The 26,575-nt window shown below is 61.3% G+C and carries 32 protein-coding genes and 2 pseudogenes; 8 read left to right on the forward strand and 26 right to left on the reverse strand.

Going from position 1 to position 26,575, the window contains the following annotated elements; all coding sequences use genetic code 11:
- Positions 1-89: 89 nt before the first annotated feature.
- The 14 genes from DRF71_RS04375 to DRF71_RS04440 form a co-directional block, all read right to left on the reverse strand.
- On the reverse strand, positions 90-1,499 hold the full coding sequence (locus tag DRF71_RS04375; protein ID WP_112309306.1) for an efflux transporter outer membrane subunit: 1,410 nt from the start codon (positions 1,497-1,499) through the stop codon (positions 90-92).
- A 3-nt stretch (positions 1,500-1,502) separates the two neighbouring features.
- On the reverse strand, positions 1,503-2,624 hold the full coding sequence (locus DRF71_RS04380; protein WP_112309983.1) for an ABC transporter permease: 1,122 nt from the start codon (positions 2,622-2,624) through the stop codon (positions 1,503-1,505).
- Positions 2,624-3,751 carry an ABC transporter permease gene (locus DRF71_RS04385; protein ID WP_003052322.1) on the reverse strand — a complete coding sequence of 376 codons (1,128 nt, stop codon included), beginning with the start codon at positions 3,749-3,751 and terminating at the stop codon, positions 2,624-2,626. The genes DRF71_RS04380 and DRF71_RS04385 overlap by 1 nt, the downstream gene beginning before the upstream one ends.
- Complete coding sequence (locus DRF71_RS04390; protein ID WP_030540330.1) at positions 3,748-5,478, reverse strand: ATP-binding cassette domain-containing protein; 1,731 nt, start codon at positions 5,476-5,478, stop codon at positions 3,748-3,750. The genes DRF71_RS04385 and DRF71_RS04390 overlap by 4 nt, the downstream gene beginning before the upstream one ends.
- Position 5,479: 1 nt before the next feature.
- Positions 5,480-6,487 (reverse strand): secretion protein HlyD, encoded by a 1,008-nt coding sequence (hlyD, locus tag DRF71_RS04395; RefSeq protein ID WP_112309307.1) that lies wholly within the window; start codon positions 6,485-6,487, stop codon positions 5,480-5,482.
- The gene (locus tag DRF71_RS04400) at positions 6,487-7,173 is read right to left on the reverse strand and encodes a CerR family C-terminal domain-containing protein (RefSeq protein ID WP_112309308.1); all 687 of its coding nucleotides are present in this window, start codon (positions 7,171-7,173) and stop codon (positions 6,487-6,489) included. Before DRF71_RS04400 ends, hlyD begins: the two co-directional genes overlap by 1 nt.
- A 215-nt stretch (positions 7,174-7,388) precedes the next feature.
- Positions 7,389-9,440, reverse strand: coding sequence for a relaxase/mobilization nuclease domain-containing protein (locus DRF71_RS29210; RefSeq protein WP_112309309.1), 2,052 nt, complete (start codon positions 9,438-9,440; stop codon positions 7,389-7,391).
- Positions 9,437-9,757 (reverse strand): hypothetical protein, encoded by a 321-nt coding sequence (locus tag DRF71_RS04410; protein WP_112309310.1) that lies wholly within the window; start codon positions 9,755-9,757, stop codon positions 9,437-9,439. The genes DRF71_RS29210 and DRF71_RS04410 overlap by 4 nt, the downstream gene beginning before the upstream one ends.
- Complete coding sequence (locus DRF71_RS04415; RefSeq protein ID WP_112309311.1) at positions 9,754-10,656, reverse strand: lytic transglycosylase domain-containing protein; 903 nt, start codon at positions 10,654-10,656, stop codon at positions 9,754-9,756. Before DRF71_RS04415 ends, DRF71_RS04410 begins: the two co-directional genes overlap by 4 nt.
- Before the next feature lie 3 nt (positions 10,657-10,659).
- Entirely contained in the window at positions 10,660-10,992 is a 333-nt protein-coding gene (locus DRF71_RS04420; RefSeq protein WP_112309312.1) for a DUF736 domain-containing protein, read from the reverse strand.
- A 37-nt stretch (positions 10,993-11,029) separates the two neighbouring features.
- Positions 11,030-11,575 (reverse strand): S26 family signal peptidase, encoded by a 546-nt coding sequence (locus DRF71_RS04425; RefSeq protein WP_112309313.1) that lies wholly within the window; start codon positions 11,573-11,575, stop codon positions 11,030-11,032.
- Entirely contained in the window at positions 11,572-12,090 is a 519-nt protein-coding gene (locus DRF71_RS04430) for a DUF2840 domain-containing protein (protein WP_046846274.1), read from the reverse strand. The genes DRF71_RS04425 and DRF71_RS04430 overlap by 4 nt, the downstream gene beginning before the upstream one ends.
- 58 nt (positions 12,091-12,148) lie before the next feature.
- On the reverse strand, positions 12,149-13,228 hold the full coding sequence (locus tag DRF71_RS04435) for a replication initiator protein A (protein ID WP_030540320.1): 1,080 nt from the start codon (positions 13,226-13,228) through the stop codon (positions 12,149-12,151).
- Positions 13,229-13,501: a helix-turn-helix transcriptional regulator gene (locus DRF71_RS04440; RefSeq protein ID WP_003052294.1), complete on the reverse strand. Its 273-nt coding sequence runs from the start codon at positions 13,499-13,501 to the stop codon at positions 13,229-13,231.
- A gap of 423 nt (positions 13,502-13,924) precedes the next feature.
- On the opposite strand from DRF71_RS04440, the gene DRF71_RS04445 reads away from it, so the two are divergent.
- Positions 13,925-14,212 (forward strand): DNA -binding domain-containing protein, encoded by a 288-nt coding sequence (locus tag DRF71_RS04445; RefSeq protein WP_112309314.1) that lies wholly within the window; start codon positions 13,925-13,927, stop codon positions 14,210-14,212.
- A 14-nt stretch (positions 14,213-14,226) separates the two neighbouring features.
- On the opposite strand, the gene DRF71_RS04450 is transcribed toward DRF71_RS04445, so the two are convergent.
- From DRF71_RS04450 to DRF71_RS04495, 10 genes and pseudogenes are all read right to left on the reverse strand, one after another.
- A complete protein-coding gene (locus DRF71_RS04450) occupies positions 14,227-14,703 on the reverse strand; it encodes a DUF2285 domain-containing protein (protein WP_232831297.1) in 477 nt (158 codons plus the stop codon).
- A 91-nt stretch (positions 14,704-14,794) separates the two neighbouring features.
- Complete coding sequence (locus DRF71_RS29340; protein WP_081856739.1) at positions 14,795-15,010, reverse strand: transcriptional regulator domain-containing protein; 216 nt, start codon at positions 15,008-15,010, stop codon at positions 14,795-14,797.
- 217 nt (positions 15,011-15,227) lie between these two features.
- Positions 15,228-15,755: an antirestriction protein ArdA gene (locus tag DRF71_RS04460; protein WP_003043907.1), complete on the reverse strand. Its 528-nt coding sequence runs from the start codon at positions 15,753-15,755 to the stop codon at positions 15,228-15,230.
- Positions 15,756-16,169: 414 nt separating this feature from the next.
- The gene (locus DRF71_RS04470) at positions 16,170-16,595 is read right to left on the reverse strand and encodes a hypothetical protein (protein ID WP_003043905.1); all 426 of its coding nucleotides are present in this window, start codon (positions 16,593-16,595) and stop codon (positions 16,170-16,172) included.
- Positions 16,596-16,928: 333 nt separating this feature from the next.
- A pseudogene (locus tag DRF71_RS04475) lies at positions 16,929-17,881 on the reverse strand (DEAD/DEAH box helicase family protein); the annotation flags it as partial.
- Positions 17,878-18,393 (reverse strand): hypothetical protein, encoded by a 516-nt coding sequence (locus tag DRF71_RS27200; protein WP_157970918.1) that lies wholly within the window; start codon positions 18,391-18,393, stop codon positions 17,878-17,880. The gene DRF71_RS27200 and the pseudogene DRF71_RS04475, both read right to left, overlap by 4 nt.
- On the reverse strand, positions 18,386-18,820 hold the full coding sequence (locus tag DRF71_RS04480; RefSeq protein ID WP_269814329.1) for a deaminase: 435 nt from the start codon (positions 18,818-18,820) through the stop codon (positions 18,386-18,388). Before DRF71_RS04480 ends, DRF71_RS27200 begins: the two co-directional genes overlap by 8 nt.
- Positions 18,821-19,081: 261 nt before the next feature.
- Positions 19,082-20,014, reverse strand: coding sequence for a hypothetical protein (locus DRF71_RS27210; RefSeq protein WP_157970920.1), 933 nt, complete (start codon positions 20,012-20,014; stop codon positions 19,082-19,084).
- A gap of 44 nt (positions 20,015-20,058) precedes the next feature.
- Positions 20,059-20,490, reverse strand: coding sequence for a hypothetical protein (locus DRF71_RS04490; protein WP_112309318.1), 432 nt, complete (start codon positions 20,488-20,490; stop codon positions 20,059-20,061).
- Positions 20,487-21,365 (reverse strand): annotated as a pseudogene (locus tag DRF71_RS04495) (recombinase family protein); the annotation flags it as partial. The pseudogene DRF71_RS04495 and the gene DRF71_RS04490, both read right to left, overlap by 4 nt.
- Before the next feature lie 357 nt (positions 21,366-21,722).
- Here DRF71_RS04495 and DRF71_RS04505 point away from each other — a divergent pair.
- Complete coding sequence (locus DRF71_RS04505) at positions 21,723-21,920, forward strand: hypothetical protein (protein ID WP_112309319.1); 198 nt, start codon at positions 21,723-21,725, stop codon at positions 21,918-21,920.
- Here DRF71_RS04505 and DRF71_RS27215 read toward each other — a convergent pair.
- Positions 21,869-22,351, reverse strand: a complete 483-nt coding sequence (locus tag DRF71_RS27215) for a hypothetical protein (protein ID WP_157970921.1) — start codon at positions 22,349-22,351, stop codon at positions 21,869-21,871. The two genes, DRF71_RS04505 and DRF71_RS27215, sit on opposite strands and share 52 nt — an antisense overlap.
- A gap of 254 nt (positions 22,352-22,605) precedes the next feature.
- On the opposite strand from DRF71_RS27215, the gene DRF71_RS04510 reads away from it, so the two are divergent.
- The 5 genes from DRF71_RS04510 to DRF71_RS29345 all read left to right on the forward strand — a co-directional run bounded on the left by DRF71_RS04510 (position 22,606) and on the right by DRF71_RS29345 (position 25,732).
- On the forward strand, positions 22,606-23,019 hold the full coding sequence (locus tag DRF71_RS04510; protein WP_157970922.1) for a helix-turn-helix domain-containing protein: 414 nt from the start codon (positions 22,606-22,608) through the stop codon (positions 23,017-23,019).
- A complete protein-coding gene (tnpB, locus tag DRF71_RS04515; protein WP_112309321.1) occupies positions 23,016-23,366 on the forward strand; it encodes an IS66 family insertion sequence element accessory protein TnpB in 351 nt (116 codons plus the stop codon). The genes DRF71_RS04510 and tnpB overlap by 4 nt, the downstream gene beginning before the upstream one ends.
- A gap of 225 nt (positions 23,367-23,591) precedes the next feature.
- Positions 23,592-24,662: an AAA family ATPase gene (locus DRF71_RS04520; RefSeq protein WP_232831299.1), complete on the forward strand. Its 1,071-nt coding sequence runs from the start codon at positions 23,592-23,594 to the stop codon at positions 24,660-24,662.
- Positions 24,663-24,683: 21 nt separating this feature from the next.
- Positions 24,684-25,154 (forward strand): DUF6634 family protein, encoded by a 471-nt coding sequence (locus DRF71_RS04525; protein WP_112309323.1) that lies wholly within the window; start codon positions 24,684-24,686, stop codon positions 25,152-25,154.
- Between the two features lie 200 nt (positions 25,155-25,354).
- On the forward strand, positions 25,355-25,732 hold the full coding sequence (locus tag DRF71_RS29345) for a DUF6634 family protein (RefSeq protein WP_408634525.1): 378 nt from the start codon (positions 25,355-25,357) through the stop codon (positions 25,730-25,732).
- 35 nt (positions 25,733-25,767) lie between these two features.
- Here DRF71_RS29345 and DRF71_RS04535 read toward each other — a convergent pair whose 3' ends face one another.
- Complete coding sequence (locus DRF71_RS04535) at positions 25,768-26,127, reverse strand: helix-turn-helix domain-containing protein (protein WP_112309325.1); 360 nt, start codon at positions 26,125-26,127, stop codon at positions 25,768-25,770.
- Between the two features lie 173 nt (positions 26,128-26,300).
- Here DRF71_RS04535 and DRF71_RS04540 point away from each other — a divergent pair.
- Positions 26,301-26,575, forward strand: a 275-nt coding sequence (locus tag DRF71_RS04540; RefSeq protein WP_232831300.1) for a recombinase family protein, incomplete at its 3' end; no start/stop codon positions are given.

The raw sequence follows: 26,575 nt of genomic DNA on the forward strand, positions 1-26,575 counted from the left end.
TCACCTGTGCTCGGTCAATCGACGGCGACCGTCGCGCCGGACACCGGGAACATTGTGAATGTCTGACCGGAAAATCAGTGGCAGACCGATCATGAGACGGCGGCCTCCCATCCGCCCCCTAGTGCCTTGTAGAGAGCGACAACGGCCATCAGCTCGCCGACGCGAGCATCAAGGCTCGCACGCTCCGCAGCGCTGTATGCGGATTGCGCGTCCAGCAATATCGTTAGGTCGTCCTCGCCAGCCTGGTAGCGCTGGCGGGCAAGATCGACCGCAGCGGCCGCCTGCGTTGTCGCCCCCTCCGCTTTCCGGCGCATGATCTGTGCGGCGGCATATCGGTTAAGCGCCGTCTCACTGTCGGTAAGCGCGCCCGTTACGCTCCGCTCGTAGCGGATCATGGCTGCATCGGCTCGGGCATCCGCCGCCCGAATCTGCGCTCGGATGCGCCCCATGGAGAATATGGGCCAATGGAAGCTCGGCCCAACTTGCAATCGTGTGCTCGCCCCCGATGCCAGATCGCCTGCGCTCTGAGCTTGCTGACCAATCGACCCAATGAGCGATAGTCGCGGAAAGAGGTCAGCCGTGGCCACGCCAACGTCAGCGGTGAAAGCCGCCAATTCGCGCTCTGCCTGACGTATATCCGGGCGTCGCCTTAACAGTTCGGATGGAAGCCCAGCCGTAACCTGCGATGGAGCAACCGGAAGCGACCCAGGGCTCAACAGCCGAAGTGAAGTCGCCCCCGGTGCTTGGCCAGTTAGCAAGGATAAGCGATAGGCTGCCGCGCGCGCGTCGGCCTCAATCCCATCAAGGCTTACGCTGGCTGCCCGAGCCTGTGTGTCGGCACGAGCAAAGTCAAAGCGCGACGCCTCGCCGGCCCTAAACCGCCTTTCGACCAGGCTGGCGATGGCCTGCTGTGCGTTGGCGTCTGCGCGAGCAACCAACAGCCTAGTTTGGGAACCGCGTAGATCGACGTAGCTTCGGACAACCTCTGCGATCACCTGTAAGATGACATTGCGCCGGGCTTCCTGAATTGCCTCTGCACGGGCGTCCGCCGCTTCGATGCTACGCCGTGTTCGGCCCCATAGGTCGATTTCCCACGACGCATCGAATCCGAAATCGAAAAGGGAAAATTGAGGATCGAACCCCGGAACATTGGCAACCGGCAATTGACCGTTTTCGCTGACGCGGTTCGCCGTGGCCGCGCCGGATAATGCTGCATCTGGACCGGCGCGACCGCGTGCGACGTCGCGCAGCGCCCGCGCTTCGCGTAGGCGCGCTTCCGCCTCCCGAACGTCGTGGTTGCTGGTTACTGCCAATTCCACAAGTTCAACGAGCTGTGGATCATTGAACGAGCGCCACCAATCTTCATCAATCGGATGTGGGTTGGCAGCCGAAATCCAGCCGGGCGCCACCGCCGGGCTGGATTCGACATAGCTTGGTCCGACCGTGCAGGCCGCAACGCTAAGAGAGGCTAGTAGTGCCGGGAACGGGGGATGACGCATGGGCTACTCCATCCGAGCGCGGAAAAGAATTGCCGAAACGGTCAGCGTGACGGACGCGATAGCCGCTAGCGGCCATGTGTTCGCGAGAATGACCGCCGCCGGCATGTCTTTCAGGAAGACGCCTTCGGAGACGACGAGGAAATGCCGGCAGGGATTGGCGAAAGCGATCACCTGTAGCCAGCCGGGCATGTTATCGACTGGAGTGGCGAAGCCGGACAGCAGAATTAGCGGCACCGTCACCAGAAACATGCCGAGAAAGGCTTGTTGCTGGGTTTGCGACAACGTGGATACCAGCATCCCGACGCCGATCAGCGACACTACATAGAAGAACAGAGAGAAGTAGAACGACGCCACGGAGCCGGTAAGCGGCACTCCGAAGACCGTGGGGATAAGGATCACATAGAGCGTGGCATTGAAGAATCCGATCAGCAAAGGCGGTGCCATCTTGCCAATGAGGATTTCGTGGACCCTCAACGGCGAAACCATAAGCTGATCGAAGGTGCCTAGCTCCCGCTCGCGGGCAACGGATTGAGCCGTAATCGACAAGGTGCCGGTTGCGCCCAGGGTCACAAGCAACGCCGGCATCACGAACCAAAGGTATATCAGCGCGGGATTGAACCAGTTGGTGACGACGGTTCGGGTAGTGGACTGCCCTGGAGTTGCGGCGGGGCGCGCTTCGGCTGCGACCTGGCCAATGATCTGTTGCAGGTATGAGGAAACGATCTGCGATGCGTTCGAGCGTCGCCCGTCTAGGACGATCTGAACCTCGCCAATCTGCCCGCCCTCGATAGCCGCGCTGAATCGCGAATCGAAACTGAGAACGGCGATGACCTGCTGATTGTTGATTGCCTCCCGCATGTCGTCGGGCGAGGCGAGCGGCACGATGCGGCCGACGTTGGGGCTGCCTGCCACCCGCGAAACAATTTCATGGCTCCAGATGCCGGAATCGCGGTCGAGCACGCCAACGTCGAAGTTGCGCACTTCCAATGTCGCTGCGAATCCGAACAGGACGAGTTGGAGCAAGGGAGGCGCAATAAGGGTGATGCGAGCCCTGGGGTCGCGAAAGACCGCCCATAGCTCTTTCACGATGATCGCAGATAGTCGCGCGAAGCTGGCGGAACTCATCATGCGATCCTCCGGCGCGTCACTCGGAAGGCGAGGCCGAAGAACAGGAGGCCGAAACCCAGCATCGCCAGGATGCTGCGAACGAACATCGGCCAAAGATCGCCGACCACGAAAACGCTGGTCAGGGGCGGGATGAAGTAGCGGGCTGGAACCGCATAGGTCATCCCCTGAATGAATTTCGGCATCGAGCCGATCTCGAACAGAAATCCAGACAGCAGCAGGCCCGGCATAAATGCCGTGAGCAACGCAACCTGACTGGCCACGAACTGATTTTTCGTCGCCGCCGAAATCAGCAAGCCTTGGCCCAATGCCGGCATGAGGAAGGCCGCGCCAACCGCATACAGCGCGAGGATCGACCCTCTAAAGGGCACGCCGAACAGGAAGACGGCCACGACGACGCAGAGCGTCATCGAACCGAGCCCGAGCACGAAATAAGGAATGATTTTCGTGGCCAGGAACTCGCCCATGCTGACGGGCGTAGCCATCAACGCTTCGAGCGTGCCGCGCTCCCATTCCCGCGCGACGACGAGCGCGGTCAGAAGCGTCCCGATCATCGTCATGACAATGCTGATCGAGCCGGGAATGAGAGCGAAGCGACTTTCGAGGCCCGGATTGAACCAGAAGCGGGGCAGCGGGGCGATTGCGGGAGCTAGTCGCACGCCACGATCCAATGCACGGCCTTCCGCCCAGGTGGCCCGCACACCTTCGGCATAGGCGGCAACAAAGGATGCCGTGTTCGGCAGCGAGCCATCGGTAATCACCTGGATCGGTGCGTCGATCCCGGCTGCGACCCTCTGGCCGAAATCACTCGGAATGACCACGATGCCCCGGATATGCCCGGCGATCAGTTCATCCTTGAGCGAAGTCACGTCGCGCCGGGATTGAACCTCAAACCACCGGGATGATCGGTAAGCCCCCGCTAGGCTGGCCGCCGCTTCGCTGGAATCTTGAACCGCCAAGCCGATCCGCGTCCTCGCCGTATCGAGAGACACGCCGTATCCAAACAGGAAAAGCAGGAGCAGCGGCAGCACAAAGGCGATCAGCATCGTCGAGGGGTCGCGGAGAATCTGTAGCGACTCCTTGACGAGCAGGGCCATGAAGCGTCGAGGATAGAAGCGGTCGTTCATGCGGCCTCCCGCTTTCGATCCGTTTCCTCGATCAACGCAATGAAAGCGTCCTCCATCGTAAGGTCTGTGCCGCCACTGATTTCAGCCGCGCGGGTTTTGAGGTCTTCGGGCGTGCCTTGGGCGATTTCCTGCGCGCGATAGATCAGCGCTATGCGGTCGCAATATTCCGCTTCTTCCATAAAGTGGGTGGTGACGAGCACCGTCACGCCGCGTTGCACGAGGCCGTTGATGTGCAACCAGAACTCGCGGCGGGTGATAGGGTCCACGCCCGATGTCGGCTCATCCAAGAAAAGCACGGGCGGTTGATGGAGCACGGCGCAGGCAAGCGAGAGCCGTTGCTTGAAGCCCAGCGGCAATGTTCCGCTGTTCACCGGCAGATGACGTTCAAGCTGGAAAATGTCGATGACGCGCGCAACGGCCTCGGCCCGCTGGCGTCGATTCAAGCCATAGGCTCCGGCGAAGAAGTCCAGATTTTGTTTGACGCTAAGATCGCCATACAAAGAAAATTTCTGCGCCATGTAGCCGAGAGACTGACGCGCCTCCGCGCTGGCGGTGCGAAGATCATGGCCAGCAACGCGGCCTTCGCCCGCTGTCGGCGTGAGAAGCCCGCAAAGCATCTTGAAGGTCGTGGACTTGCCAGCGCCATTCGGCCCCAGAAGGCCGAATATTCGGCCTTGCGGCACGGAGAATGTGATGTCGCCTGCCGCCGTGAACGTCCCAAAAACCTTGGTAAGCCCTCGCGCCTCGATGGCCGGCGCGTCGGACTTTTCGATAGGCTTGTAGCTCGCGGCGAGTTGGCTGACGCCTTTCGGTCCTCCACCAAGGATGTCAATGAACGCATCCTCAAATCGCGGCTGCACGGCTTCGATTCGGTCGCCCTGCGACATTCCGAATCGTTCTGTGGTCGGCGCAGCAGCGCCTTCGTCCATGAGGACGCGAACGGAAGCGCCCTGAATGGTGGCGTCCTTTACATCGTCGCGAAGGACAAGGCTGGCGAGTAAAGACCGCCGGCTTTCGGAAGGACCAAACAGACGATAGGTCCGACCTTCGACACGGGATGTCAGCCGCTTCGGCGGTCCACTGAACAGCAGCTTGCCTTCGTTCAGCAGGAATACCGTATCGCACTTCTCGGCCTCGTCGAGATAGGCGGTGGACCAGACGACGCCCATGCCCTCCGTCGTGAGCTGGCGGACCATCGCCCATAGTTCCCGTCTGGCCACGGGATCGACGCCAACGCCAGGCTCATCAAGCAGCAGCACGCGAGGGGGCCGCACCAGCGCGCAGGCGAGGCCCAGCTTTTGCTTCATGCCACCCGATAGACGGCCAGCCAACCGGGGGCGGAATCGCTCAAGGTCCGTGAAAGACAGGAGTTGGGAAAAGCGCTCCGTGCGTTCTTTCCCTGGGGGTAAGCCGCGAAGATCAGCGTAGAGTGAAAGGTTCTCGATAACCGACAGGTCTTCGTAGAGTCCGAAGCGTTGCGGCATGTAGCCTAGTGCCGATCTATCGGCCGCGATGGCGGGCTCGCCGAGAAGGGTAACTTCCCCTTCATCCGGGTCGAGCAATCCGGCGAGCAAACGGATCAGGGTTGTCTTGCCCGCGCCATCAGGGCCGACCAAGCCGGTCATCACGCCGCCCATCACCTCCATGCTCACGGCATCAAGTGCCGGGGCTGCATTGGGCGCGAAGCGTTTGGTGACATCTACAGCGTGGGCGACTGCCTCTGTCATTTCACTGGCCCGCCCCTGGGTCCGGGCTCTGCTGGAGCCTCACGGTCACGGGCTGACCTTGACGGAGACGGTCATCGGGATCGGTGACGTTGATCCTCAAACGATAAACGAGGTCGGCGCGCAGTTGTTCGGTCTGGACCGTCCTCGGCGTAAATTCAGCGGTTGGTGAAATGAAGCCGATGACGCCACGATAGACTTTGGGGTTGCCGTCAGTGGTTACGAACACGGTCATGCCGGGCGCGATCCGCCCAAGGTCGGGTTCGGCAACATAGGCGCGCACCCGGATCGGCCGATTGATGGTAAGCGTGAAGATGGTTGCGCCGGATTGGACGATGGCACCGGGCTCGGCCGCTCGCGTGAGGATCGTGCCAGCGTCCGGTGCTTTAAGCGTCGTGTCGGCCAGATTGGTTTTCACCCTATCGCGTTCTGCTATCGCCGCCGCGAGTTGCGCCTCCGCTGCCGCGATGTCTTCGACGCGAGAGCCGGCGCGAAGCAACGCCAATGCTTCCTCTGCCGCCCGAAGCTGCGCCTCGGCGGCGAGGTATTCAGCCTCGGCGGCCTCGAAAACCGATTGGGATACAGCGCCGGTCGCAACCAGCGCCCGGCGACGCTGGAAGGCTTCTCGTGTTCGCACCATGTCCGCCCTTCGGACGGCGACCGCAGCCTCCGCCTGGGCAATTTCCTGGGGTCGATTCCCGTTGCGCCGTTTTTCGAGTTCGGCGCGGGCGGTCGCAACCTGCGCTTCCGCACCCGCCAGCGCGTCGATGAATGGCTGTTGGTCAAGCTGCGCCAGAGTTGCCCCAGCCTCGACCGAAGCACCTTCATCAATCGGCATTTCGGCGATACGACCCGCAACGCGAAACCCGAGATTCACCTGACGAATATCGACATTCCCATAAAGGACCAGCCCCTCGTTGGGCTTGTCCAAGAAGCCGAAGCCGCGAGTGTAGTATCCCGCCGCTGCGACGCCCGCGATGATGACTGCCAGGATGATGATGCGGCGGGACACTATGCGCCCCCCACATTCGGGGAGGCAGGCGCAATGGACCCAACGAGTTCAACCACCAAAGCCTCAATGGCTGCTAGGCCGTTGTCGTCTATCGTCTCCCAATCGAGCGCGGCGAGGACCGAAGCGCGCCCCATCCTGAACATGAGGACGCTTCCAACCAATGCGAGGGTTCTGAGGCGCACATGCTCGGAAGCAGAGTCTTCGTCGAGCAAGGTTCCAATTAGATGGTCACATATATTGAGCAGCGGCCCCATCAAGTCGTCGTAGAGGCAACGAAAGGCCGTAGTCGGCTGCATCTGCTCGCGGATAATGAAGCGCGCCCAAGGCTCGGAACGGCTGCTCACGAATAGCGCCGCCATCCGCTGAATGATTTCGGTCAGCAGGCGGCGTGCCTCATCCGTGCCAAGCGGCGTTCCCGAGCGCGCTTCTTCGACACGGGCAAAGACGAGGCTTCGCAGCGGGGCGATATGATCCTTGATGCCATCCCCGATGGAGGTGGCCGCAGCTAGGTAAAGTCCCTCCTTGTTCCCGAAGTTGTAGGCGATTGCCTGCTGGTTTGCCCCGGCCTTCTCGCAAAGCATCCGGGTCGTCGCGCCGTCGAAACCGACACGCCCGAAAACATCCACGGCTGCGATAAGCAGCTTCTCGCGAGTTTGATCGCCGCGCTCGATCCTTCGTCCCGACATGTCGCCCGTGCTCCATTCTTCATCTTGGGGAACTGAAAGCCGCCATTCGCTCGCTCGCGACGAGTGCCGGCCCCGTGTCCCACGGTCAGCATTAGCGTGGATCAGACACTAAATCAATCACATGATTTAGTTTACGTCTGGTGAATGAGCTAGGTCAGGCCGGTGGACTGTGGGTATCCGGCATCAGCGCTGCCAGCATCGCGGTCGAAACAGCATTACAGTCCCAACCCCTTCTGCCGCCCCAACTGCCACGACACCGAACCGCCCTGCACGACGCCCATGATCTCACGGCCGAGCTGGCGGTCGATGACTGGCCGCCAAGGGACAAGGGTGAACTCGTGCGATTTCTCGACGATGGCGAACTTGCCGCTGGTCAGTTGCACGGTGCCGGTGAACTTGCCGCTGACGGTTTCGCCATCGGCGGCGGCACGGAACGGCAGCACCTTGCTCGCTGCCATCTCCGCGCCGAAGTTGGCAACCTCGCGCTCGCGTAGCGTGGCGAGAAGATTGCGCCGGTAGAAGATTCGGCCGTCCCGGCTGCGCGTGGCGTCGCCATGCTCGACGTGATGCTCGCGGCGCTGGTCCATCGCCTCGCGCACCTGCTGGCCGAAGCCGGCCGATGCAAGGTCGGTTGCGTCGGGCGTAACCAAGCGCCGGTCGAGCCAGGTCGCGCCGTCCGCGCCGATCTGCTTTTCAAGGTCGAGCACCGAAAGGACGCGAACGCTGGCCTGCCGATTGCGGCCGGCGTCGTAGGCGGTGGCGCGGCTCTCGAAATCTTCAGGGATGCGCCATTGGTCGGCGTCGATCCGCTCGACGATCCCGGCGCGGCGCAATGCCTCCAGCCGGCGCACATGAGCATCGACATATCCCTCATAGTCGCCGCCCGGAACGCGCCCCTCGAACTTGGCCTGCTCCAGATGCCGGCTCGGCCGGTAGATGCCGTCCTCGGCGATGGCGGCAATGCTTCGGTCGGACGGACGGCTTGCCGTTTCGGCCGGGCCGATCTCGACGACGCTGCCTATCCGCGCATCCTCGACGCGGGCCGGTTCGATACCGGCGACGTGATGGGTCCGGCCGTCAATGCCGTCCACCACGACGGTCAGGTTCTCGCCCAGCTCGTCGGACAGATACTTATCGACGACGCGCCCGATGACGGGCGCCTCCGGCGGCCCGTCGTGGATATGGAAGGTCATGGGATCGCGCTCCAGACCATCGGCCTTTAGCGCCTTGTGCATGTTGCGGATGATGTCGCCGCGCTCGCCCAGCTCGCGCAAGGTCGACTCCATGTCCTTGCTCAATTCCCACACGCCTGGCGCATGTGGGGTCGCCAGTCCCATCTTTTCCAGCTTGGCGAGACGGCGCAGGCGCAGCGTTCGATTGAATTGCCGCCTCGGCTCGGCCGGTTCATGGCGAAGGTCTAGGAACCGCTCGTCGGCTTCCTCCGTCATGGCGCGGTCGATCCGGGTGAAACGGTCCTGGTCGATCTCGGCCGACAGCTTGCGAGCCTGCTCGATCTCGGTCACGGGACCAAGCTCCAGCGTCGTTAGCTCGCTGGCGCGCTCGCGGATTCCGTTGGCGAGATAGTCGCCATTGATGACAAGATTCTCGCCCAGGTGGTCCTTGCCCCGGACGATGACATGCACATGGGGATGGCCGGTGTTGTAGTGGTTGACGGCAACCCAATCGAGTTTCGTGCCAAGGTCGGCCTCGATCTGCTGCATGAGGTCGCGAGTGTGTGCGGTCAGGTCGGTCAAGTCCGCACCGTCTTCCGGCGAGACGATGAACCGGAACTGATGCCGATCCTCCTTGCCGCGCTCAACGAAGGCGTCGCCATCGGCACGGTCCTCGGTCGCGGAATAGAGCTGGCCGCGCTCGCCGTCGCGCGATGTGCCGTCGCGCTGGATATAGCGCAGATGGGCGGCGGCCCTTCCGTTCCTGCCCGCCTCCTTGACGTAGCGGGTCTTGACGACGACGCGGCGCATTCCGGGCGCGCTGTGACGCCAGCCGCCCGACAAGGTGCGAGCGCGCACGAAGGCCGCGCCGCGTCCGCGCCGGACGCCCGGTCCTCCAGTCGAGCGCGCTCCCTTGCCGCCCTTGGCGGTCGGGGTCTTGCCTGGACGCGGCGACGATCTGGATGACGTGGTGCTGTGCTGCCGCGCAATCTTCTTCGCCTGGGTTATAAAGCTCTTGGTCTTGCCGCCCTTCGGCGCGTCGGATCGGATGCGGCCGGGCTTCGGGCGGAAGCGGTTTTCGTCGTCGGCGCTCATCGCTGCGCCTTCGGCCAAAACCCAAGAAAATCGGGCATTCGGCGGTCATGGTGCCGGTCGAACTCCAGCAAAGCCAAGGCTTTGCGCAATATCGCGGCACGCGGGATCAAAAAGCATGGTGCCGCTCGCGGCTCCCCTAACCAGTGTGCAGACAACAACAATTTCAGAAATCCGGCCGACCTAGTGCCGGTTTCCTTTATCTTGCCCTCCGCTCTTTCGGCCCTTTCTGCCCTTCCGGCCCGGTATGCAGCCAAGCGCAAACCTGCCTGCCTGCACACCGGAACGAGCGCCGCCGAGCGCGGGAACGCCACCTTCATGGCGTATCTCCGACGCTCGCGCGGGCTACAAAAATGCTGCCGTCTTGCGGCTCCGTAGCGGCGGGATCGCGCACCGGAACGGTCGCGCGAGCGTCGCCGGTTTGCGTGCCAGATGACGGCGCGACGGCTGCACGGCTGTCGCTCGGGCGCAGCACAAAGAGCGGCGCGTCGCGCCAGTCAGGCGGCGGCGCGGACTGCCGGGATGGTGCCTCGGATGCAGCCGTGCCGCCAAGGATCGGCGCAAGCGCGGCGACATAGGCGCGGGTTTCGGCCGGCAGCGGACGGCCGGTCGAACGGTGCTCGTCGTAGCGGCCGGGGCCGGCATTGTAGGCCGCGAGCATCGCGCCGACATTGCCGTAGCGATCCCACATCTCGCGCAGATAGGCGGTGCCGGCGAGGATATTGTCACGCGGCTGATAGGGATCGCGGCCGAGCCGATAGCGAGCGCGCAAGCCGGCCCAGGTGTCGGGCATAACCTGCATCAACCCCATAGCGCCGGCCGACGAAATCGCGCGCACGTCGCCTGCGCTCTCGGCGCGCAGCACGGCGCGAATCCAGCGTTCGGGGATGCCAAACCGCTGCGACGCCTCCGCGATGTGAGCGGCATGGGGATCGGCCGCGACAGTGCGCACAACCGGAACGGATTGCGCGACCGCGACGCTCGATCCTATGCAGACGGAAAGCGCCCCGGCGAGCAACACGACGGCACAACGCCATGCCGCCCTGTCTCCGCAATGGCTCCAGCCTGCCAGCGTGCTCGCTGCGGTCAAGGGCAAGGCGCAAGCGCCGGCCGATGGCCGCCCCTGACCTTCGCTGCGCGCGCCGGCCGTCTGGTCGCCGAGCGGGACGAAGGGATGAGACGGCTTTTCCGCGAACAAAGGGATGACCGGAACGCGCACCGATTAGCTCCGATCCTCGCGCGCCTTCGGCCGCTTCCACGCGAGCCGAAAGGTGCGTGCCTCGTCGTCGGCCTGGAACAGCGCCGGGCGAAACAGCGCAGGGAAAAGCGGGCTGTCGATCTCCAGGGCGATGTAGTCCCCCGCGCGTTCGCCGACACGTTTCCACGCCCCGCCGATCTCGGGGCCGTCCTCGTCGTCGAGGTGGATGCGATAGGCCGGCGTGTTCTCGCCGTCGCCCGGCTCGATGGCGACGAGCACGATTGCCTCGTCAATGCCGAACAGCCGGACGCGGCCGGCGTAACCGTTGGCGGTGGGTTCAAAGATATTGGTGGGCATTGTCAGTCTCCTTGTGATTGGTTGGGGAAGCGCGAAGTCAGTGCGTCGGCGCGCGCCACTCGAAGCGGCCGACGCCTTCCTCATCGGTCCAGAGCGGGACCGCTCGGCCGATGACGGAGCTTGCGGGGATGGGTCCGAAGTAACGGCCGTCCAGGCTGTCGCGGACATCCCAATTCATGAGGAAGATTTCGCCGGGCGCGATGACGCGGCAGCCCTGCCAGGCGGGCAGTTCACGGCCGATCCGGTCGCTCTCCAGCGCCTCGCCCATCTCGATCCCGTCAACCGTGATCGTGCGGCCGGCGCGGCAAACCCGCTGCCCTGGAAGGCCGACGACGCGCTTCAACAGCGGCACGCCGCGTCCGACATAGCCGCGCTGCACCATGAAGGCGGCGAGCGGTTCGGGCGGCATGACCGCGACCAGCTCGGGCACCTCGATCCGGTCGGCCGGCTCGACGGTGTAGAAGCCTACCGGCGCGCTGGCCGTGGCGTTCCAAATGAGTTTCGTCGGCGTCTCGATGGCGCTTGCGACGGCAACGCCCATCGCGGCCAGCGCCGTGACGGCGAGATAGCGGCGGCGCGTCACGGGTCGATCCTCCGACGCCCAATCCACGCCGCATGTCGTTCCGGCGTGTAGTCGCTCGGCTCCAGATTGGCGGCTAGGCGGTTGTGCGCGTGTCGCCAGTAGTCCGGCGACACGTCGGCCGGGTCGAGGCCCAGCGCCTCCACGGCGTCGATGACGGCAAGTGCGCGCTGCACTTTCGGCCAGCCGTCCAGGCGTAACAGGATGTCGCCCCCAGGCCGGACGAAGGGCAACGTCTGGAACGGCTCGCCCCGACCGATGGCCCGCGCGATGTCGATGCGTGAAATGATCGTGCCGTGCTCGCCGGCCGCCCAGCGGACGAAGGCGAAGATGTTGTTCGGCGCGAAGCCGACGACGCTTCGGCGACGGTCGATGATCTGTTCGTAGCTCTTGCGGCCGAAGCGTATCCAGTGCTCGACCTTGCGTTTCTCGAAAGTCAATTCGACAAGCGTGGTGAAGGGCGCGGGTCCGTCCGGCAGCGGACGGCCGTGCGCGCTGCGATGGGCGCGACGGGTCATTGTTCGTCTCCGGTGATGGCTTGGGGGTTGCGCGGGCGCACCGCGTCGAGCGCGGGCGTCATGGTTCGCCTCGCTCGGCGGCACCGGCACCACGCCTCGCGTGTGCGCGCGTCAAAGAAGAAAAGTTAGATTCTCTGTTAGACTCTAAGTTAGCGGTCGGATTGCGCGTTTCAGGCCAAAGCGTTAGCTGGGGTTCGTGCGCCTGATCTGCCGACAGGGTTGCGCCTGATGTGCCGATACCCCGTGCGCCTGATGTGCCGATGGCATTCACACCGTTATCAACAGGCACTGTGGACAGGTTTACCGGGCGGATGCGAAGCAGCTCACGGCCGTCTTCCCGCTCGATCTGGAGTCGATAGCCGGGGAGCGGCTGGCGGGCCGCGATGCGGCGCAAGTCGAGCGCGAAATCGGACGGCCGTGCGAGGCTGCCGGATTTCTGATGAAGGTGCGCAAACTCGAACAGCCAGCCATGGCGCTGGCGGCCGGCGTGCTTACGGGCGACGCGGTAAAGCCAACGCTCGATGCCGCCTGTCAGCCGGAAATAGGCCGGGTCGATGGTCAGGACCAACGAGCGGTCGATGACGCTGTTGTAGAACCATTCGGGCAGGACAAATTCCATGCCCTCGACGCGGCCGGCGCGCGTCGTCATTTCCTCCCACTCGTTGATCCATGAAAATTGCCGGCGACGCCAATGCGGGCCGTTGCGGATGGTGGTGGCGATGACGGTCGATTGCAGTCGCGCGAGCGCGGCTTTCAGGAGCAGGTATTGATGGTTGCCGGTCGGCCGCCCGATGGCGCGCAGTAGATGGTAAGGCGTGAAGCGGACGAAGCGTGACGTGGTGAGGCCGTTGTTTTCGGCCGCGACGATCTGCGAGGCCGCCCATATCAGCACGTCGGCGTCCCATATGGTCGCCATGCCGTGCTCGGGCATCCCGAACACCTGCACCTCGACATCGGCGGCTTTGTAGAAAATCGGCTTGGTGCGCGGCGTCTTCGCCAGGGAGAAGAACGGCCGCTCCATCAAATCGCGCTGGTCGCGCGGTGCGGCGTCGCCGGTCGCGACCACGAAGGGGTCGAGTCGGCTGCGTTCGCTGGCGTCGGCCGGCTGCGCGGGGCTATGGTCGTCCTCGCGCAGCATTTAGCAATCGCCCAGCTCTTTGGGCGTGAGCGGACGCGCGGGAAAAACCGTGCCGGCGTTCTTGTCGCGGGTGGATTTGCGCGTGCCGACCGCGCTCCAGGCTTCAAGGTCGCGGACGGTGTAGAGGACACGGCCGCCGATCTTGCGATAGGTCGGGCCGGTGCCGTAGGTGCGGTGCTTCTCAAGGGTGCGGACGGACAAGCCGAGAAAGCGCGCGGCTTCCTGTGTGCGAAGTAGGCGCGGCGGCAGGTCCGCATTGCGGCGGATGGCCATAAGATCACCTCTGGTTCGGTTGACGTGGCCGCCGAAAACTTCGGCGGGCTGTGGCGAACCATGGCGAGGGATCGGCGGCGCGTAGCGTGCCGCATTTGCGCCTACGCGCTGGCGGCACCCCTTGGGGAGCGGCGGCAAGCCGAAAAGACGAAGACTTTCGCGGGCGGGTCGGTTAAGACTGAACGCGGAGCAGGACGCGCTGCTTCGGGGCTTAGTAACCCCTCATGACTAGGTAGGTGTCGCCGAACTGGCACCACTCTTCGACCTATGGTCGGGGAGCCTGCGGCGTATGCAACAGGTTCTCCGAACTAAAGGCCGTGGGGCCGTGTCATGCGGTTACTAACTCCCCGATCACCAGAGTCAGAGAGCACCGTTTGCGGGGGCGCACCGCAAACAAACCCTCTCGGATACGGGGAAACGGCCATGCGAGTGCCCGTCGAACTTGATCCCGATGTGGACGACGAAGCGCCAGCGGGAAACGACATAACGCCTTATGACGAACAGCATTACGTCACCTATCTGCGCCTTCTCGACGCAAAGGCCGAAGGGGCGGACTGGATGGAAGTCGCGCGAATCGTGCTGCATCGCGATCCGGTCGGCGATGAAGCGCGGACGCGGCGATGCTGGGAAAGCCACCTTGCCCGCGCCCAATGGCTTTCACGCGAAGGCTATCGTCGCATCTTGGAACAGGCTGTCGCGGCCGGGCGCTGATCGTTGCCGGTTTTTCACTCGGCAGGCGATTTGATCGGATAGTGCAGCAATAGGCGGTAGCCGCCCCTCATCATTTTCAGGCCGTGCGCGACCAATCGGCGGGCCTGGTTCTTGCGGGGGTCGGCTTCCCAATCCTCCTTGGTCCCGCGAAAGCCAAGCAGGACTTCCGCGATGGTGCGATAGCTTTCGCCTCGCAAGCGGGCGTCGAGCGCGCGCAGGGACAGGATATGAAACTTGCGGAGCTGCGCCGGCATGGTGCGGAAGTCCGCGCCGGGCGCTCGCCCATTGAGGGACCGCCAAAGTCGGCGGGCGGCATGGGCGCGAAGCTCCATGAAAGAATCCATCGGAAGGGATACGGCATAGAAGGCTGCTGCGTCGGGCACGGCCTGGGGCAGCCAGAATTGATGCGCGACGCCATCCACATTCCAGATGCCATGCCACCCATCCGCCGCGTGCCGTAGGTCGAGGTCGGACAGGTGCGCCAGCGTCACTATAGGTTCCGTCGCCCCGTCACGGTGCTGCACCGGGGACAAGAGAACCGCTTGCGGCTGGAGACTTGGAATCCAGAACAGGGATTGCCGATCAGGCGGCGTTTCGGGATCGCACGGGAAATCGCAAACCCCAACGCTGCGAGAATCCATCAAGCTGGTCGCCGGCTGGCTCCTTCACCTGGGATATTGTTTGGAAGTCGCGATGATAGTCCTCATGGCGACGAAGATACTCCCAGGCGAAACCGGCGGGGGGAATAGCTTTCGCGTGCCCGTAAGCCGCCGGCGCACGCCAATCAATGCTAAGCATGGCGTCACCTCCCTATGCCGGGCGGCGCAGGGCAACGCCCGGATAGAGAGTTTCCGAAATCGCCAACACTGGATATAGCTGGAGTTATACGGAATGTTGTTCGTCCAGGCCGCACATTTATAGTTATTTTCTTCTTAACAACATTTCCGTGATTTTACTAGTCTGCGAGGTCGTGCGTGTTGCCTTGCCCGCTGGCGCAGGCAAGGCAACCCAAGTCTCACCTGTTGGAAAAGACATGCACCTCGTCGCGTGCCGTTTCTATCGTGAAGAACTCGCCGCCCATTTCGGCATCGCGTGCCATAGCCTCCCAATCGACATAGTAGCGCAGGGCTTCGGGGATCGTGACGCTCTCGGCGGTCAGCTCCTCCATGTAGTCCGCAAGGCTCGCGTGCTGTCCGTGATAGCAATCCTGCAAGGCGCTCTCGGCCTGATCGATGTCGCCGACGAACTGCTCCAGCAATCCAGCGCCTAGCGCGCCGTGCTCGGCGATGAAAGCGCCCATCCGCGCCACGTTCTCAATGCCTGCATATTCCCTGATGGTGACGCCCTCGAAGCCTTCATAGTCATGGATGGCATATTCCTCCGCGTCCTTGATCGGGGAACGCGCAAGCATGGCGGAAATCTCGTCCCTGATGTCGTCGGCGTCCTGATCCGCGTCGATCCAGGCACCATGCAGATGGCCGTTGTTGTAAGCTGCAAGGCAGGCAACATAGATGCGGGGATTACTGTCGGTAACGCTGGTCATGTCTCTGTTCCTTCGGGTGTTGGGTTCAGAGCAGCGAAGCGCCGCTCCTGAACCCTTGCCCGGCGGCGAGCCAGGGGTAGCAAGGCGCACGAGAAGTCTTTGGCACCGTGGAATAAATGGAGGGGACCCGCTTGCGGGGAGCGGGCCGTTTATGCCGCGAAAGGGCAGAGAGTTTTCTTGCGCTGCGCGAGGGCAACGCCCTTAGCAATTTCTCGAACAACAAGATCAGTTGGCCGAACTACCGTGCGTCCGGTTCTCCATATTTCCAGGCGGTAGGTGTCGAACGACGCGGCGACAGCCGCGCCGACCCGGAGGCGAACGCGCTTCCAAATTGCGCCGTAGTGAGCCGGAGGGTCGCCAGTGACAAAGCCCCGGCGCTTTAGCGCCGGGTCAATTTGATATTACGCCGTTGGATTAGCGAACGGGCGTGGGTCCGCTGGCCGAAGGTGCTGCCAGTCGCAGCAAGGCCGAAATCCCGACAAAGCCGCCGCCGATGATGCAGAAGATTTGCCGCCAGATTTCGGACGGGACCGATTCCTTGGTGACGCCGTGGACCAGCGCATAGCCGGCCACGGCAGCGGGTGCAGCGAAGATCAGCGCCACGGCGAGGCGCAGGATCGGGGAGCGTAGCGAGTCAAAGAGAAGCGCCAGGACGCCGAAGGCTGCGCCGGCCGCGACCAACCCGACCAAGCCCGCGCCGATCAAGCCGGAGCCGGTCTGATAGGCGAACTGCGCGGCCGTCAATCCGAGCATGAAGGGCAGCGCATAGACCGCGAGCGTATAGGCTGCGACGCAAAGCATTGCGATCAATACAACGCTCATTATCATTACGACGGCCATGGCTCTGCTCCTTTACGACTGGCGCGGTTCGCTCTTTCTTGCTCCTTCGCGTGGCGATGCGCCTATGATGACGGTCCTCGTTTATTCTGTCGACCGCGAACATGGCTTTCTCGCGCAAGCCTGCGAAACAAGCGTGATTAAACAGAAGCGGCCGGAAACCTGCTGAGATTTCAGCAGATTCCGGCCAATTTTCATGGTTCATTTTGGAGGGCTATGGAGTAAACGTAGTGCTCATCGGTATCCCGCACGTCCCGCCACTTGACCTCGCGAAAGCGTTCTCTCGATCCGGCTGCGGCCGGATTTTTCCGTTGTTTTCGGGGGTTATGCGAGTTGGGTTGCCGTCATGCCGATCTGTGTCGCGGGCTCGAACCATTCCAGAATCTCGCGCCATTGCTATCGTCCCGTGCGCTGCCTCGGTGGCATTCGTCGATGACGATGAGGTCGAAAAAGTCCCTTGCATAATCGCGATAGAGGCCGGGCCGGTTCTCGTCACGCGCGATTGACTGGTAGATCGCGAAATAGATGTCGCGGCTCTTGACTGCCAAACCGCCGGTGATCTTGTGGCGCGCGTCGCCGAACGGGCTGAAATCTTTGGCCATCGGGTCGTCGACCAGGACGTTTCGATCCGCGAGAAAGAGGATCTTCGGGTTGCGGTTCACGCCCTTCGAATTCCAACGTGCAGACCAGAGCTTCCAGCAGATCTGAAAGGCCACTGCTGTCTTGCCCGCCCCAGTGCAAAGGGTGAGGAGCACCCGCTTCCTGCCCTGAAGCGTCGCCTGGACAGCACGGTTTACCGCAATTTCCTTATAATACCGAAGGGGCTTTGTCCGATCCGGAAAAGTGGGCGTCAGCAAGCGCTCTGCCACTTCATCGTCGACGATGCCTTCGGCACGACGGAGCCTGGCCCAAAGATCATCAGGGGCAGGGAAATCTTGGATGGTCCGCTCAACACCCGTCGTGTAATCGAATTCGACGATTTCTATGCCGTTGGTTGAATAGGCAAAACGCAATCCAAGAATCTCAGTATATTCCTTTGCCTGCTGAAGTCCGTCAGCGGCATGCCGATATCTAGATTTTGCCTCAACAACCGCAATCGGAAAGTCTGGATTATATCGTAGTAAGTAGTCGGACCGCTTCTGCTTTCCCCGGCGCGCCTTCCCGCCAATGAAAACAACGCGTCCGTCAGTGAAGCTTTTTTGCTCGTTTATGGCATATGGCCTGTCATCCCAGCCTGCTGCTTGCAGTTTGGGTACGACCAACTTCCTGCAAGTATCGGCCTCATTCATTCAGATATTTCTTCAAAGTTTGCTTCCGCCACCTCTTGAGAAATATATCCTTTAAGTCGATCTGACAATTGGCTCAGATTTCGCTTTGTGCTCGCAAGTAAGAATATTGGAGCATTTGTCGGCCGCTCCAGGTAAATCTTCAGGTGCACTTTAAGCTCTGCAAGTTGCTTCCAAGCTTCCTCAGGATCTACTGCAGTTTGAACAGGAACCCTGTCATATCGAATCCCTCTCCTTTTGAACTCGTCCAGAGCTTTCGATGTTGAAACGAAAACTGAAAAGAAATCTGGAAAGGCCCGCGTATCAAGGACCAACTCAGGATTCCTCTCTTCCAATGCTCTCAGAAATTTATGGGAAGTGACTTCCGCAACGGGAACCAATATGATCCGCAGCTTGCAGAAGTCGTCAAACAAACCCAGCTGTTGGGCATTCTCAAATCCCCATGCTGCGCGCTCATTTTTCGCCCGGTCAGAGACCGTATTGCTGTGAATCAATCGAAGTCGGCGATCAGTCATCGGCTGCATCTAACGACAACTCGGCTTCCATTGAAGGATAAGATACCCGATACACTTCTGTTGGCCTTCCCCAAGCAGGTTCACCAAGCGCATACTCTCCGGTGATCTTGTTCTTATAGTCGCGATCCTTCAGAAAAACACGCCGATAGAGACGCGGCGCGACTCCGACGAAAGGTCGGAACAATACATGTGTTCCGGCATCGGAAGGTGGGAGCCAATAGTGGGATTCCGTTGTAATCGAGTCGCTGTGTAAATCGGTCTCTTTGCTTTTCGGATAGGGTTCGATGAATTGAACTTCGTCAATTCCGGCAGCCACGATGTGACGAGCACAGTAGTGGCATGGGTATGTTGTGACATACATCCGACAACCCCGCGGAGAAATTCCTGAAATAGATGCCGACAGGATGGCGTCCATTTCAGCATGCACGGCCCTGCTGAACTCAATAAGTCCTCCTAACCTCGTACCACGTACCTCTTAGCTTCTTTATAACTGTTGCTCTTTCTTTGCCTTCCGCCAGACCAGGAAAGGCGTCAATAAGTTCATCAATTATCTTGTTTTGTTCGCGGTTACTGCTGCAAAATACGGTTTCTCTGAAAGCGCATCGCTCATCACCTTCAATCTTTATCGAGAAGTCCTCACCATACAGGCCACCACCTGCTCTAGGGACATCATTGGTGCCGGTAGCGACTATGTTTCCACGCATATCACCAATGCGGCTCCAACTTGTCTCGAAAGACAAGCACTCCGCATTTGTGCAGAGCGGGCATGGTGCATCGCCGTCTCAGAAACGGTCGAACGGACTATCTTGCTTTGTGTTATCAGATTTACAAATCGGCGAAGTTGATCGTTCATTCCCGTTAGGGCCAGATTTTCACCTGCATCTTCCGAGTTGTCGACGAAGAAATCAGCTTCGTGGAACGTGTCAGAAACATGCTGGCCATATTTATCAGGGGCGTCTTCATCCCGGCTAAGGAAGTCCCTCACCTGGACCTTCACTTCTGGATTGCCCCATTGGCCTCTATCAAAGAAGTTTTCGCGGATACGCCTCTCGTGCTTTCCGGGGTCGCAAACAATTCCTAGAAGATAGAATGCATCTTTATAGACCTCGCGCAGAAGTGCAACTTCCGATGGATGTCTAAGAGAGTCAACAATGAATGCTCGTTGCGAACCATCTGGTTCTACTGGATCACCCGAATACACTACTCCCCGCAGCGTCGCCCTCCGTTTACCGATCTCCCGCAAGACTAAACGTGCAACCGCCGAATGATCTTTAGGTAGCCCATAGTTGACGCCTTGCCGAAGTTCATCGCCGCGATCTTGCATCATTTGTACGCCAGCGAGGGATTTCCTCGCTCCCGATGGCGGTACTTCTCGACTGGCATGTTGGGCCGCTTTACGGATCAGTCCGCTCGCCTTGACCACTTCGGTTTCAAAGCCGCTTTCTTCGAGGAAGACCTTCAGTATCTTGGCGGCAGTTCCGGCACCCGCCCCGGCAGGACCAACGATTGCTATGAACACTTCATTTGTGCGAAGCTCGCGCAAGACGTCTTGTCCAGCTCGCACAACCGCGGCCGGTTTCCCGGAAGTAGTTTTTGGATGTGCTTTGGACTCGTTATTCATGCCTGCCTGCTAGCTTGGTCGCGTTGGACCTGTTTTATAACACTCTAACCCGAATGCGACGCTGCCGTCGACTGGGTTTGCGGCGCTTCGGTTGTCGTCTTCAGCCGGAGCTGTTCGTCCCATGCACTTGGAATGGATGCCATGAGCCTCGGAAGACACGTCTCGGGCCCATGTTTACCGTCCAAGATCGCTTCTACGATGTCCGGGGCTAGCAAAGTAAGCCGCAGAATGCAGGAAAGGTAGGACGTGGCGATCCGCTCATGTCTAGCAAGTTCTGCGAAGGTTGCGAACTTTCCCGATTCGACCAAACGCTTCCACCTGAACGCCCTCGCCAGTGCCTTGACCAAGGTGTCGTCCTTCTTGCGCTGCGCTGTCGCCGCAGTTGGCAGGACTATCTCTTTGCGCCCGCCACGCTTCACAAGTCGGAACGGGACATGCACCGTGATGGTATCGGGGATCGCCCGTGCGCGGGTCATGCCGCTGCTCCCACCTCTGCAGTCATCTCTCGCGCCAACGCTGCCAGCCCGTCCGTGCGCAATCGCACATTCATGCCATCGGCGTTGATGTCGACCCGCTCCACCAGGAGCGCCACAATGCGCGCCTGCTCGGCGGGGAAGATTTCGTCCCATAGCGGGTCAAGCCGGGCCAGAGCTACGTGGGTCTCGGCCTCGTTGATCTCCACAGCTTTCTCCCGGGCCGCCTTCCACGTCCCCGCTACGATCTCTGGCTGGCGGAACACCGCGCGCAACTGGTTGATGACGGCGGCCTCGCTCTCGCCCGCAGGCACTCGGCCCACAGGGCACGACCCAGCACCATGCTTCAGTACAGTCTGGCTGACGTAGTATCGATACAGCCGCCCGCCCTTGCGGGTGTGGGTGGGCGAAAACGCAGCGCCATCGGGGCCGTAGAGCAACCCTCGCAGCAATGCGGGCGTGTCAGCACGGGTTCGGGCGGCGCGTTTACGCGGGCTTTCTGTCAAGATGGCGTGCACTTTGTCCCAGACATCGCGGTCAATGATCGCTTCATGCTCGCCGGGATAGCTTGTCCCTTTGTGCACGGCGTCGCCGATGTAGACCCGGTTGTTCAGCATCCGGTAGATGAACTTCTTGTCGATGCGGTGGCCACGGCTGGTGGTGACGCCCCGTTCGGCTAGTTCCCGCGCCAGCAGCGTGCCGGAACCGATCTCGATGAAGCGTGCGAAGACCCAGCGAACATGGGCGGCATCGGCAGGGTTTTCGAGCAGTTTCCGGTTTTTCACCTCATATCCCAGCGGCGGGCAGCCCCCCATCCACATGCCTTTCATCCGGCTGGCGCGGACCTTGTCCCGGATGCGCTCGGCCGTGCATGGGCGGCGGGCCAGGTCCCGTCGCCGACCGTGCCGGTCGAATGGTCGCCGCCGAAGTTCGAGGTGGTCGATCCGCAGAAGGACGCGATGGCGAACCTGCTGTCGATCCGCTCGGGCACCATGACGCTGGCGGAGGTGATCGCCCGGCAGGGCCGCAACCCGGACGCGGTGCTGGCGGAAATCGCCGCGACCAACGCCAAGCTCGATGGTCTCGGCCTCGTCCTCGACAGCGACCCGCGCCGCGTCACCAAGACCGGCAGCGCGCAGGCGGGCGATCCAGCGAGCGACCCGGCCGACGACGATCCCTTCGCCGAAGCGGAATCCGACACAGCGCAGGCCGACGCCGACCAACAGGACTGACCCATGGACACGATGATCGAACTGCCGACCATGCGCCGGTCGGCGGAGCTTGCGCCGAACACCGCCGATGCGGGAGCCCGCACCGTCGAGGTGATCTGGTCGGCCGGCACCCGCGTCCGCCGCGCCAGCTTCAGAACCTCGTTCCCCGGTCAGGGCATCAGCTTCGCACTAAAGCCGCCATCAAAAAGTAGAATGCTCTGAGAATCTTTGTTTATTTGACAAATCATATCATGTGATCTGCTCGGCATCATGAAGCTGCCGGGTGCTTGTTCATCCATTTGCGCGGTCAGTTCGTCCCGCCAGCCCCTCCTGTAGAAATAGGTCTCACAGAACAGGAAGAACCAACGTCGGTCACTTCGTGGAAATATTGCAAGCCGAAGCCACAATTCTCCAATTGCTATTTTCTCGCCAACAATTACTACTGCTGATCGTTTATCAGTTCGCTCAAAATAAACTTTTTGAAGCTGATCTTTAAAAAGTGGATGGCTATCCGACGCGCCTGCTGGTTGATCTGTTCTGGCCACCGTCTCATTTTTATTAATCTGAACACCGAAACGGCGGTAAGCCCAATCAGGCCAAGGTCGATCAAGTTTCCATAAAGATTGGACGTAGTGCGATTGCCAAGAATACATCGCTTGACGTGTTCCTTTTCTTGAGACTCCGATTGAGTTCAGCTTGCACCGTGTTTCTTGTTGAGGCAAGAGTTCTGCTCGTAACAGTGGTGCCTGAGAAGCATGATGCCCTGCCGCCCTCGACCCCAAGGCCATCGCCACGCGGGCGCGCGAGGCCGAGCGCGACCGTGTTTCGTAAGCTGTGTAAAGACCCCATGTTTTAACAAATCAATGAGTTAGCGATACTGCTGTCACCTGAACTGAAGGAGGTGACGATGCTGGACGGGACGATGCCCGCCAAGTCGACGGTCTGGGGCATAGAGGTTCCCATCCGCGACAATGGTCGTAAGAACTGGCCCTTGGAGCTGCGGGCCATGGCAGTGAGGCGGATCGCGGAAGGGGCCGGAATCCGTGAAATCGCCGAGGAGATCGGTGCCAACAAATCCCTGGTCTCGACTTGGGTCAAGAAGACGGACGCAGCTGCGGTGCAAGGGGCCCCGGCGTTTGTCGAGCTTTTGCTGCCGGATGAGCCTGCTCGCAAGAAGCTGGCGGCGAAGCATACGGCAGCAGCAGCATCCGAGACACGGATCTGCCATATCCTTATCGGGGATGCCGATATCGCGATATCGCCGGATTTCCCTGCGGAGAGCCTCATCGGTATTCTCCGCGCCGTGCGGGCATCGCAATGATGGTGCCGACCGGCAGCTTTCGGATCTTCCTTGCCGCCCAACCGGTTGATTTCCGCAAGGGCATTGATGGGCTGGCCGCCCACGTTGCCAATCATTTCGATCTCGATCCCTATTGCGGCGCGATCTTCGTCTTTCGCTCACGCAGCGCAGGCAAGATCAAGGTCCTGGTCTGGGATGGCACCGGCATGGTGCTGGTTATGAAACGGCTTGCGGAAGGTCGGTTCACTTGGCCCAAGATCCAGGAAATGCCCGTTAGTCTCAGCAGGGTGCAGTTCGACGCCCTGTTCGAGGGCTCGGACTGGACAAGGATTGACACTGTCCGGACCCACAGACCGGCTTTCCTGTAACATACGATCCATAAATGCACTGCGATGGTCAGGCTGCGGCCTGACCAGCCACTCTGCCAGATACGCTCGCAACCCTGCATAAACTCAGAGACTGGCAGCGCGGGATGGGGCCATCCCATCCCAATACAAATCGACGAACCAAAAATCCGAAACGCCTGAGAATGCAATGGTTTCTCAGAAAATTCACTTATGCCGCGAGGTTGCCAAGCCATGACAAGGATACCCATGCTCGGGATCAGACTGTTCGATCCGGATCAGACCGCCGATGCCCTCCGCAAGCGCTTCCTGAGCCATCTGGTGACACTCCGGGCCGCCAAGGATCCGGAGCTGGCCGGAAAGCCCCTTCACCGCGTTGTCATCAAGTGCCTGATGCGCGATCTGACCTTCGACGAGACCGAGAAGATCGGCCGCCGCATCGAGCGGCTTGTGAAGGCGCGCAACCAGGTTCGGGAAGATGGCCACCTGAAGCCCGATGATCTCCGCGCGTTGCAGCCGTTGGCGAACGGCGCCGAACTGATCTCGATCCCCAGCGAACACCGCGCGGATGAGATCGCATCGGAGCTGCACACTGACATGCCCTGGATGGGACCGGCCAACGAACGGGTCTGGCGCGCCATGCGCAGCTCCGTCCGTGAGGGCTGGATGGGCTTCCGTCTGCCGCCCATGCTGCTCGACGGACCGCCCGGGATCGGCAAGAGCCACTGGGCGCGCAAGCTGGGCGCGTTGATCGCCGCCCCGGTTATGGTCATGGACGCGGGCAACGAGAATGCCAGCTTCGGCCTGGTCGGATCTCAGCGCGGCTGGAGCGGCGCTGAGCCGGGTCGGCTGGTCAGGTGTATCCTGCGGGCGAGGATCGCGAACCCTATCGTTGTGGTGGACGAAATCGAGAAGGCCGGAACCGCCACCTCGACACGGGGTCAGGCCTACGGGCTTCCGGAGGCCATGCTGCCCCTGATGGAGCCGCTGACCGCACGGCGCTGGAGCTGTCCCTATTATCAGGTGCCGTTTGACATGAGCTGGGTCGGCTGGATCCTGACCTCCAACACCGCCGCCCTGCTCCCTGAACCGTTTCGCAGCCGCTGCCCGCCGATCACGCTTCGACATCTTACCGCCGATGAGCTCTCCGCCTTCGTGCGGCGCGAGGGTGCCAGGCGTGACCTGTCCGAGACGGCGATTGAGGCCATGGCGGAGGTGCTGACACACCCTTCCCTGCGGGATCATCGCCCCAGCCTCAGGATCGCGGCCCGCATGCTGCAGCGCGCCTCGGATCTGGAAAACGCACCGCTTCTGCACTGAACCATTAAGAGGATCTATCTGATGAAACTGTCCCCGGAACTCCGCCTGTCCTTCGACGGGCTTGTCCTTGCCATCGCAGCCGCCGAGATGGGTCCGTCGCCGGCGGACCTTGCCGAGGCGCCCGTCATCGACCTGTGGCGCCCGCTCATGTTCGGCCCCAGGACCGTTGTGCTCTGGGGCCTCGTGTCCGGCCATCCGGAGATTAGCAGAGATTACACCACCACCTCGGCGCTGATCGCACTCGACCGCGAGCGGGGCTGGGCCCGGACCTGGAACCGCTGGTATCGGCTTGCCGCACCCCTTCCGGGCCTTTTCCCCGACGCCTCGGGTAATCCGACGAGCCTGAGATTCACGGATTTCGAGCTGCCCGGCTTTGAGGTGATCGAGGATCCGGACCGGCTCCCGGAGCTCTTGGCGGATTACATCGCCCGGGCGCGGGCGGTCGATGCAAGGGATCGGGCCGCGCGGCAGGTAGCGGAAGCGGCGGGATGACAAGGATACATCCAGTCACCGGAGCCATACTGGTCAGAGGTGTGCGCCCCCTTACGCTACGCTTCGGCGATCAGACCAGGGTGATCGAGATGCCGGGGTGGTATGCCGACGACGATCTGACCGGTGAGTATGGTCTGCACGACCCGGACGACATGCGGGTTTCGGATCGCCTTGTGTCAGATCTCGTCGGCGGATTCAGCATGGCGAAGAGACACGCTCGGCTGGAGACGCTCATTGATGAGGCTATTCGGGAGCCGACACCGACCGAATTGCAGGCTGCACTACTCATCGACCCTTGGCAAATTTGCGAGGACCCACTGGGCTTCACAGTTCTGATCGGGAAGGCGTCCCTGCCGTCTGGTCTGACGGGTGCGGAAATCCGCACTTCACCCCTACTCCGACTCGAAATGCACCAAGGCTGGGCGCGGACACTCCAAGCATATTACCGGCTCGGGGAATACGTCTCTGACCGAACTGGGCTATCGGATGCAGAAATTCAGCGTGCAATCGACCGAAACAGGCAGTTGATCCCATCGAGACCATCGAGGTTCGAACCACCAGGCTCCAGCAGGGTGTGAAAAGGCATAGGGGCGTGTCCGCTTTGGGGCCTCGATCATGCAGGGTTCACACCGGTCACGAATGCCACCATGGGGCGGATGGCCAGCAGAAGGGTGTCCTGCTCCTGCGCGTCCAGTGTTCTGAACAACTCCAGAAGTCCTTGCTCCTTCGGGGAGAGGCGCGACATCGTGGACCGGACATCAGTGGGGCGATCGGGGAGAAGGTCGAGGGGGTGGCAGGACAGTGCGGTCGCCAGCCTCTCCATCCATTCGTAGCTGAGCTTTCTCCTGCCCCGTTCCAGATGGCTGATCTGCTGATTTGAAGTATTGGCCCGCTTGGCGACTTCCACAAGGGTCAGTCCGCGCGCTTTCCTGATTTCAGATATTCGGTTCTTCATCCTGACAGAATCAAACATTCCGTATTCTATGGCAAGGCCAAGCCGCAGAACATGGCCGCAAACGTTGCCATTTTCTATGATAATACGTGCCAGATATGGCGGAAAATTCCAACATTCCGTATGGACTCAACGTTTCTCCCACCCTAACCTCCCGGTCCATCGATGTGGCCGCGCATGATGGGAGGTCGGGCGTGGTGAGAAAGACCCAGCGACGTCGTAGCCTTGACACGTCCGCGCCTGGCCAGCGGCGTGCGGTGGCCTATGTGCGCATGTCGACAGATCACCAGAAATACTCGACCGACAATCAGTTGGACGCCATCCGGGACTACGCGGCCAAAAACAGCATCGCACTCGTTCACACCTTTGCTGACGAGGGCAAAAGCGGCATGCGCGTCAAAGGCCGGGACGCGTTTCAGACCATGATCGATGTCATCGAGGAGGGCATGGCGGATTTCGATCTGATCCC

Source organism: Pseudogemmobacter bohemicus, from assembly GCF_003290025.1.
GTDB classification, from domain to species: Bacteria; Pseudomonadota; Alphaproteobacteria; order Rhodobacterales; family Rhodobacteraceae; genus Pseudogemmobacter; species Pseudogemmobacter bohemicus.

Excerpts from the sequence above, each read along its gene's own strand:
- DRF71_RS04435 (WP_030540320.1), bottom strand. The coding sequence starts at position 13,228 with ATGCTGCGCGAGGACGACCATAGCCCCGCGCAGCCGGCCGACGCCAGC.
- DRF71_RS04505 (WP_112309319.1), top strand. The coding sequence starts at position 21,723 with ATGGACACGATGATCGAACTGCCGACCATGCGCCGGTCGGCGGAGCTT.
- DRF71_RS04460 (WP_003043907.1), bottom strand. The coding sequence starts at position 15,755 with ATGACCAGCGTTACCGACAGTAATCCCCGCATCTATGTTGCCTGCCTT.
- DRF71_RS04430 (WP_046846274.1), bottom strand. The coding sequence starts at position 12,090 with ATGACCCGTCGCGCCCATCGCAGCGCGCACGGCCGTCCGCTGCCGGAC.
- DRF71_RS04420 (WP_112309312.1), bottom strand. The coding sequence starts at position 10,992 with ATGCCCACCAATATCTTTGAACCCACCGCCAACGGTTACGCCGGCCGC.
- DRF71_RS29210 (WP_112309309.1), bottom strand. The coding sequence starts at position 9,440 with ATGAGCGCCGACGACGAAAACCGCTTCCGCCCGAAGCCCGGCCGCATC.
- DRF71_RS04535 (WP_112309325.1), bottom strand. The coding sequence starts at position 26,127 with ATGTTTGATTCTGTCAGGATGAAGAACCGAATATCTGAAATCAGGAAA.
- DRF71_RS27215 (WP_157970921.1), bottom strand. The coding sequence starts at position 22,351 with ATGTATTCTTGGCAATCGCACTACGTCCAATCTTTATGGAAACTTGAT.
- DRF71_RS04375 (WP_112309306.1), bottom strand. The coding sequence starts at position 1,499 with ATGCGTCATCCCCCGTTCCCGGCACTACTAGCCTCTCTTAGCGTTGCG.
- DRF71_RS27200 (WP_157970918.1), bottom strand. The coding sequence starts at position 18,393 with ATGACTGATCGCCGACTTCGATTGATTCACAGCAATACGGTCTCTGAC.
- DRF71_RS27210 (WP_157970920.1), bottom strand. The coding sequence starts at position 20,014 with ATGAATAACGAGTCCAAAGCACATCCAAAAACTACTTCCGGGAAACCG.
- DRF71_RS29340 (WP_081856739.1), bottom strand. The coding sequence starts at position 15,010 with ATGCTTAGCATTGATTGGCGTGCGCCGGCGGCTTACGGGCACGCGAAA.
- DRF71_RS04510 (WP_157970922.1), top strand. The coding sequence starts at position 22,606 with ATGCTGGACGGGACGATGCCCGCCAAGTCGACGGTCTGGGGCATAGAG.
- DRF71_RS04380 (WP_112309983.1), bottom strand. The coding sequence starts at position 2,624 with ATGAGTTCCGCCAGCTTCGCGCGACTATCTGCGATCATCGTGAAAGAG.
- DRF71_RS04470 (WP_003043905.1), bottom strand. The coding sequence starts at position 16,595 with ATGGCCGTCGTAATGATAATGAGCGTTGTATTGATCGCAATGCTTTGC.
- DRF71_RS04400 (WP_112309308.1), bottom strand. The coding sequence starts at position 7,173 with ATGTCGGGACGAAGGATCGAGCGCGGCGATCAAACTCGCGAGAAGCTG.
- tnpB (WP_112309321.1), top strand. The coding sequence starts at position 23,016 with ATGATGGTGCCGACCGGCAGCTTTCGGATCTTCCTTGCCGCCCAACCG.
- DRF71_RS04440 (WP_003052294.1), bottom strand. The coding sequence starts at position 13,501 with ATGGCCATCCGCCGCAATGCGGACCTGCCGCCGCGCCTACTTCGCACA.
- DRF71_RS04445 (WP_112309314.1), top strand. The coding sequence starts at position 13,925 with ATGCGAGTGCCCGTCGAACTTGATCCCGATGTGGACGACGAAGCGCCA.
- DRF71_RS04525 (WP_112309323.1), top strand. The coding sequence starts at position 24,684 with ATGAAACTGTCCCCGGAACTCCGCCTGTCCTTCGACGGGCTTGTCCTT.
- DRF71_RS04410 (WP_112309310.1), bottom strand. The coding sequence starts at position 9,757 with ATGAAGGTGGCGTTCCCGCGCTCGGCGGCGCTCGTTCCGGTGTGCAGG.
- DRF71_RS04385 (WP_003052322.1), bottom strand. The coding sequence starts at position 3,751 with ATGAACGACCGCTTCTATCCTCGACGCTTCATGGCCCTGCTCGTCAAG.
- DRF71_RS29345 (WP_408634525.1), top strand. The coding sequence starts at position 25,355 with ATGGCGAAGAGACACGCTCGGCTGGAGACGCTCATTGATGAGGCTATT.
- DRF71_RS04520 (WP_232831299.1), top strand. The coding sequence starts at position 23,592 with ATGCTCGGGATCAGACTGTTCGATCCGGATCAGACCGCCGATGCCCTC.
- DRF71_RS04490 (WP_112309318.1), bottom strand. The coding sequence starts at position 20,490 with ATGACCCGCGCACGGGCGATCCCCGATACCATCACGGTGCATGTCCCG.
- DRF71_RS04390 (WP_030540330.1), bottom strand. The coding sequence starts at position 5,478 with ATGACAGAGGCAGTCGCCCACGCTGTAGATGTCACCAAACGCTTCGCG.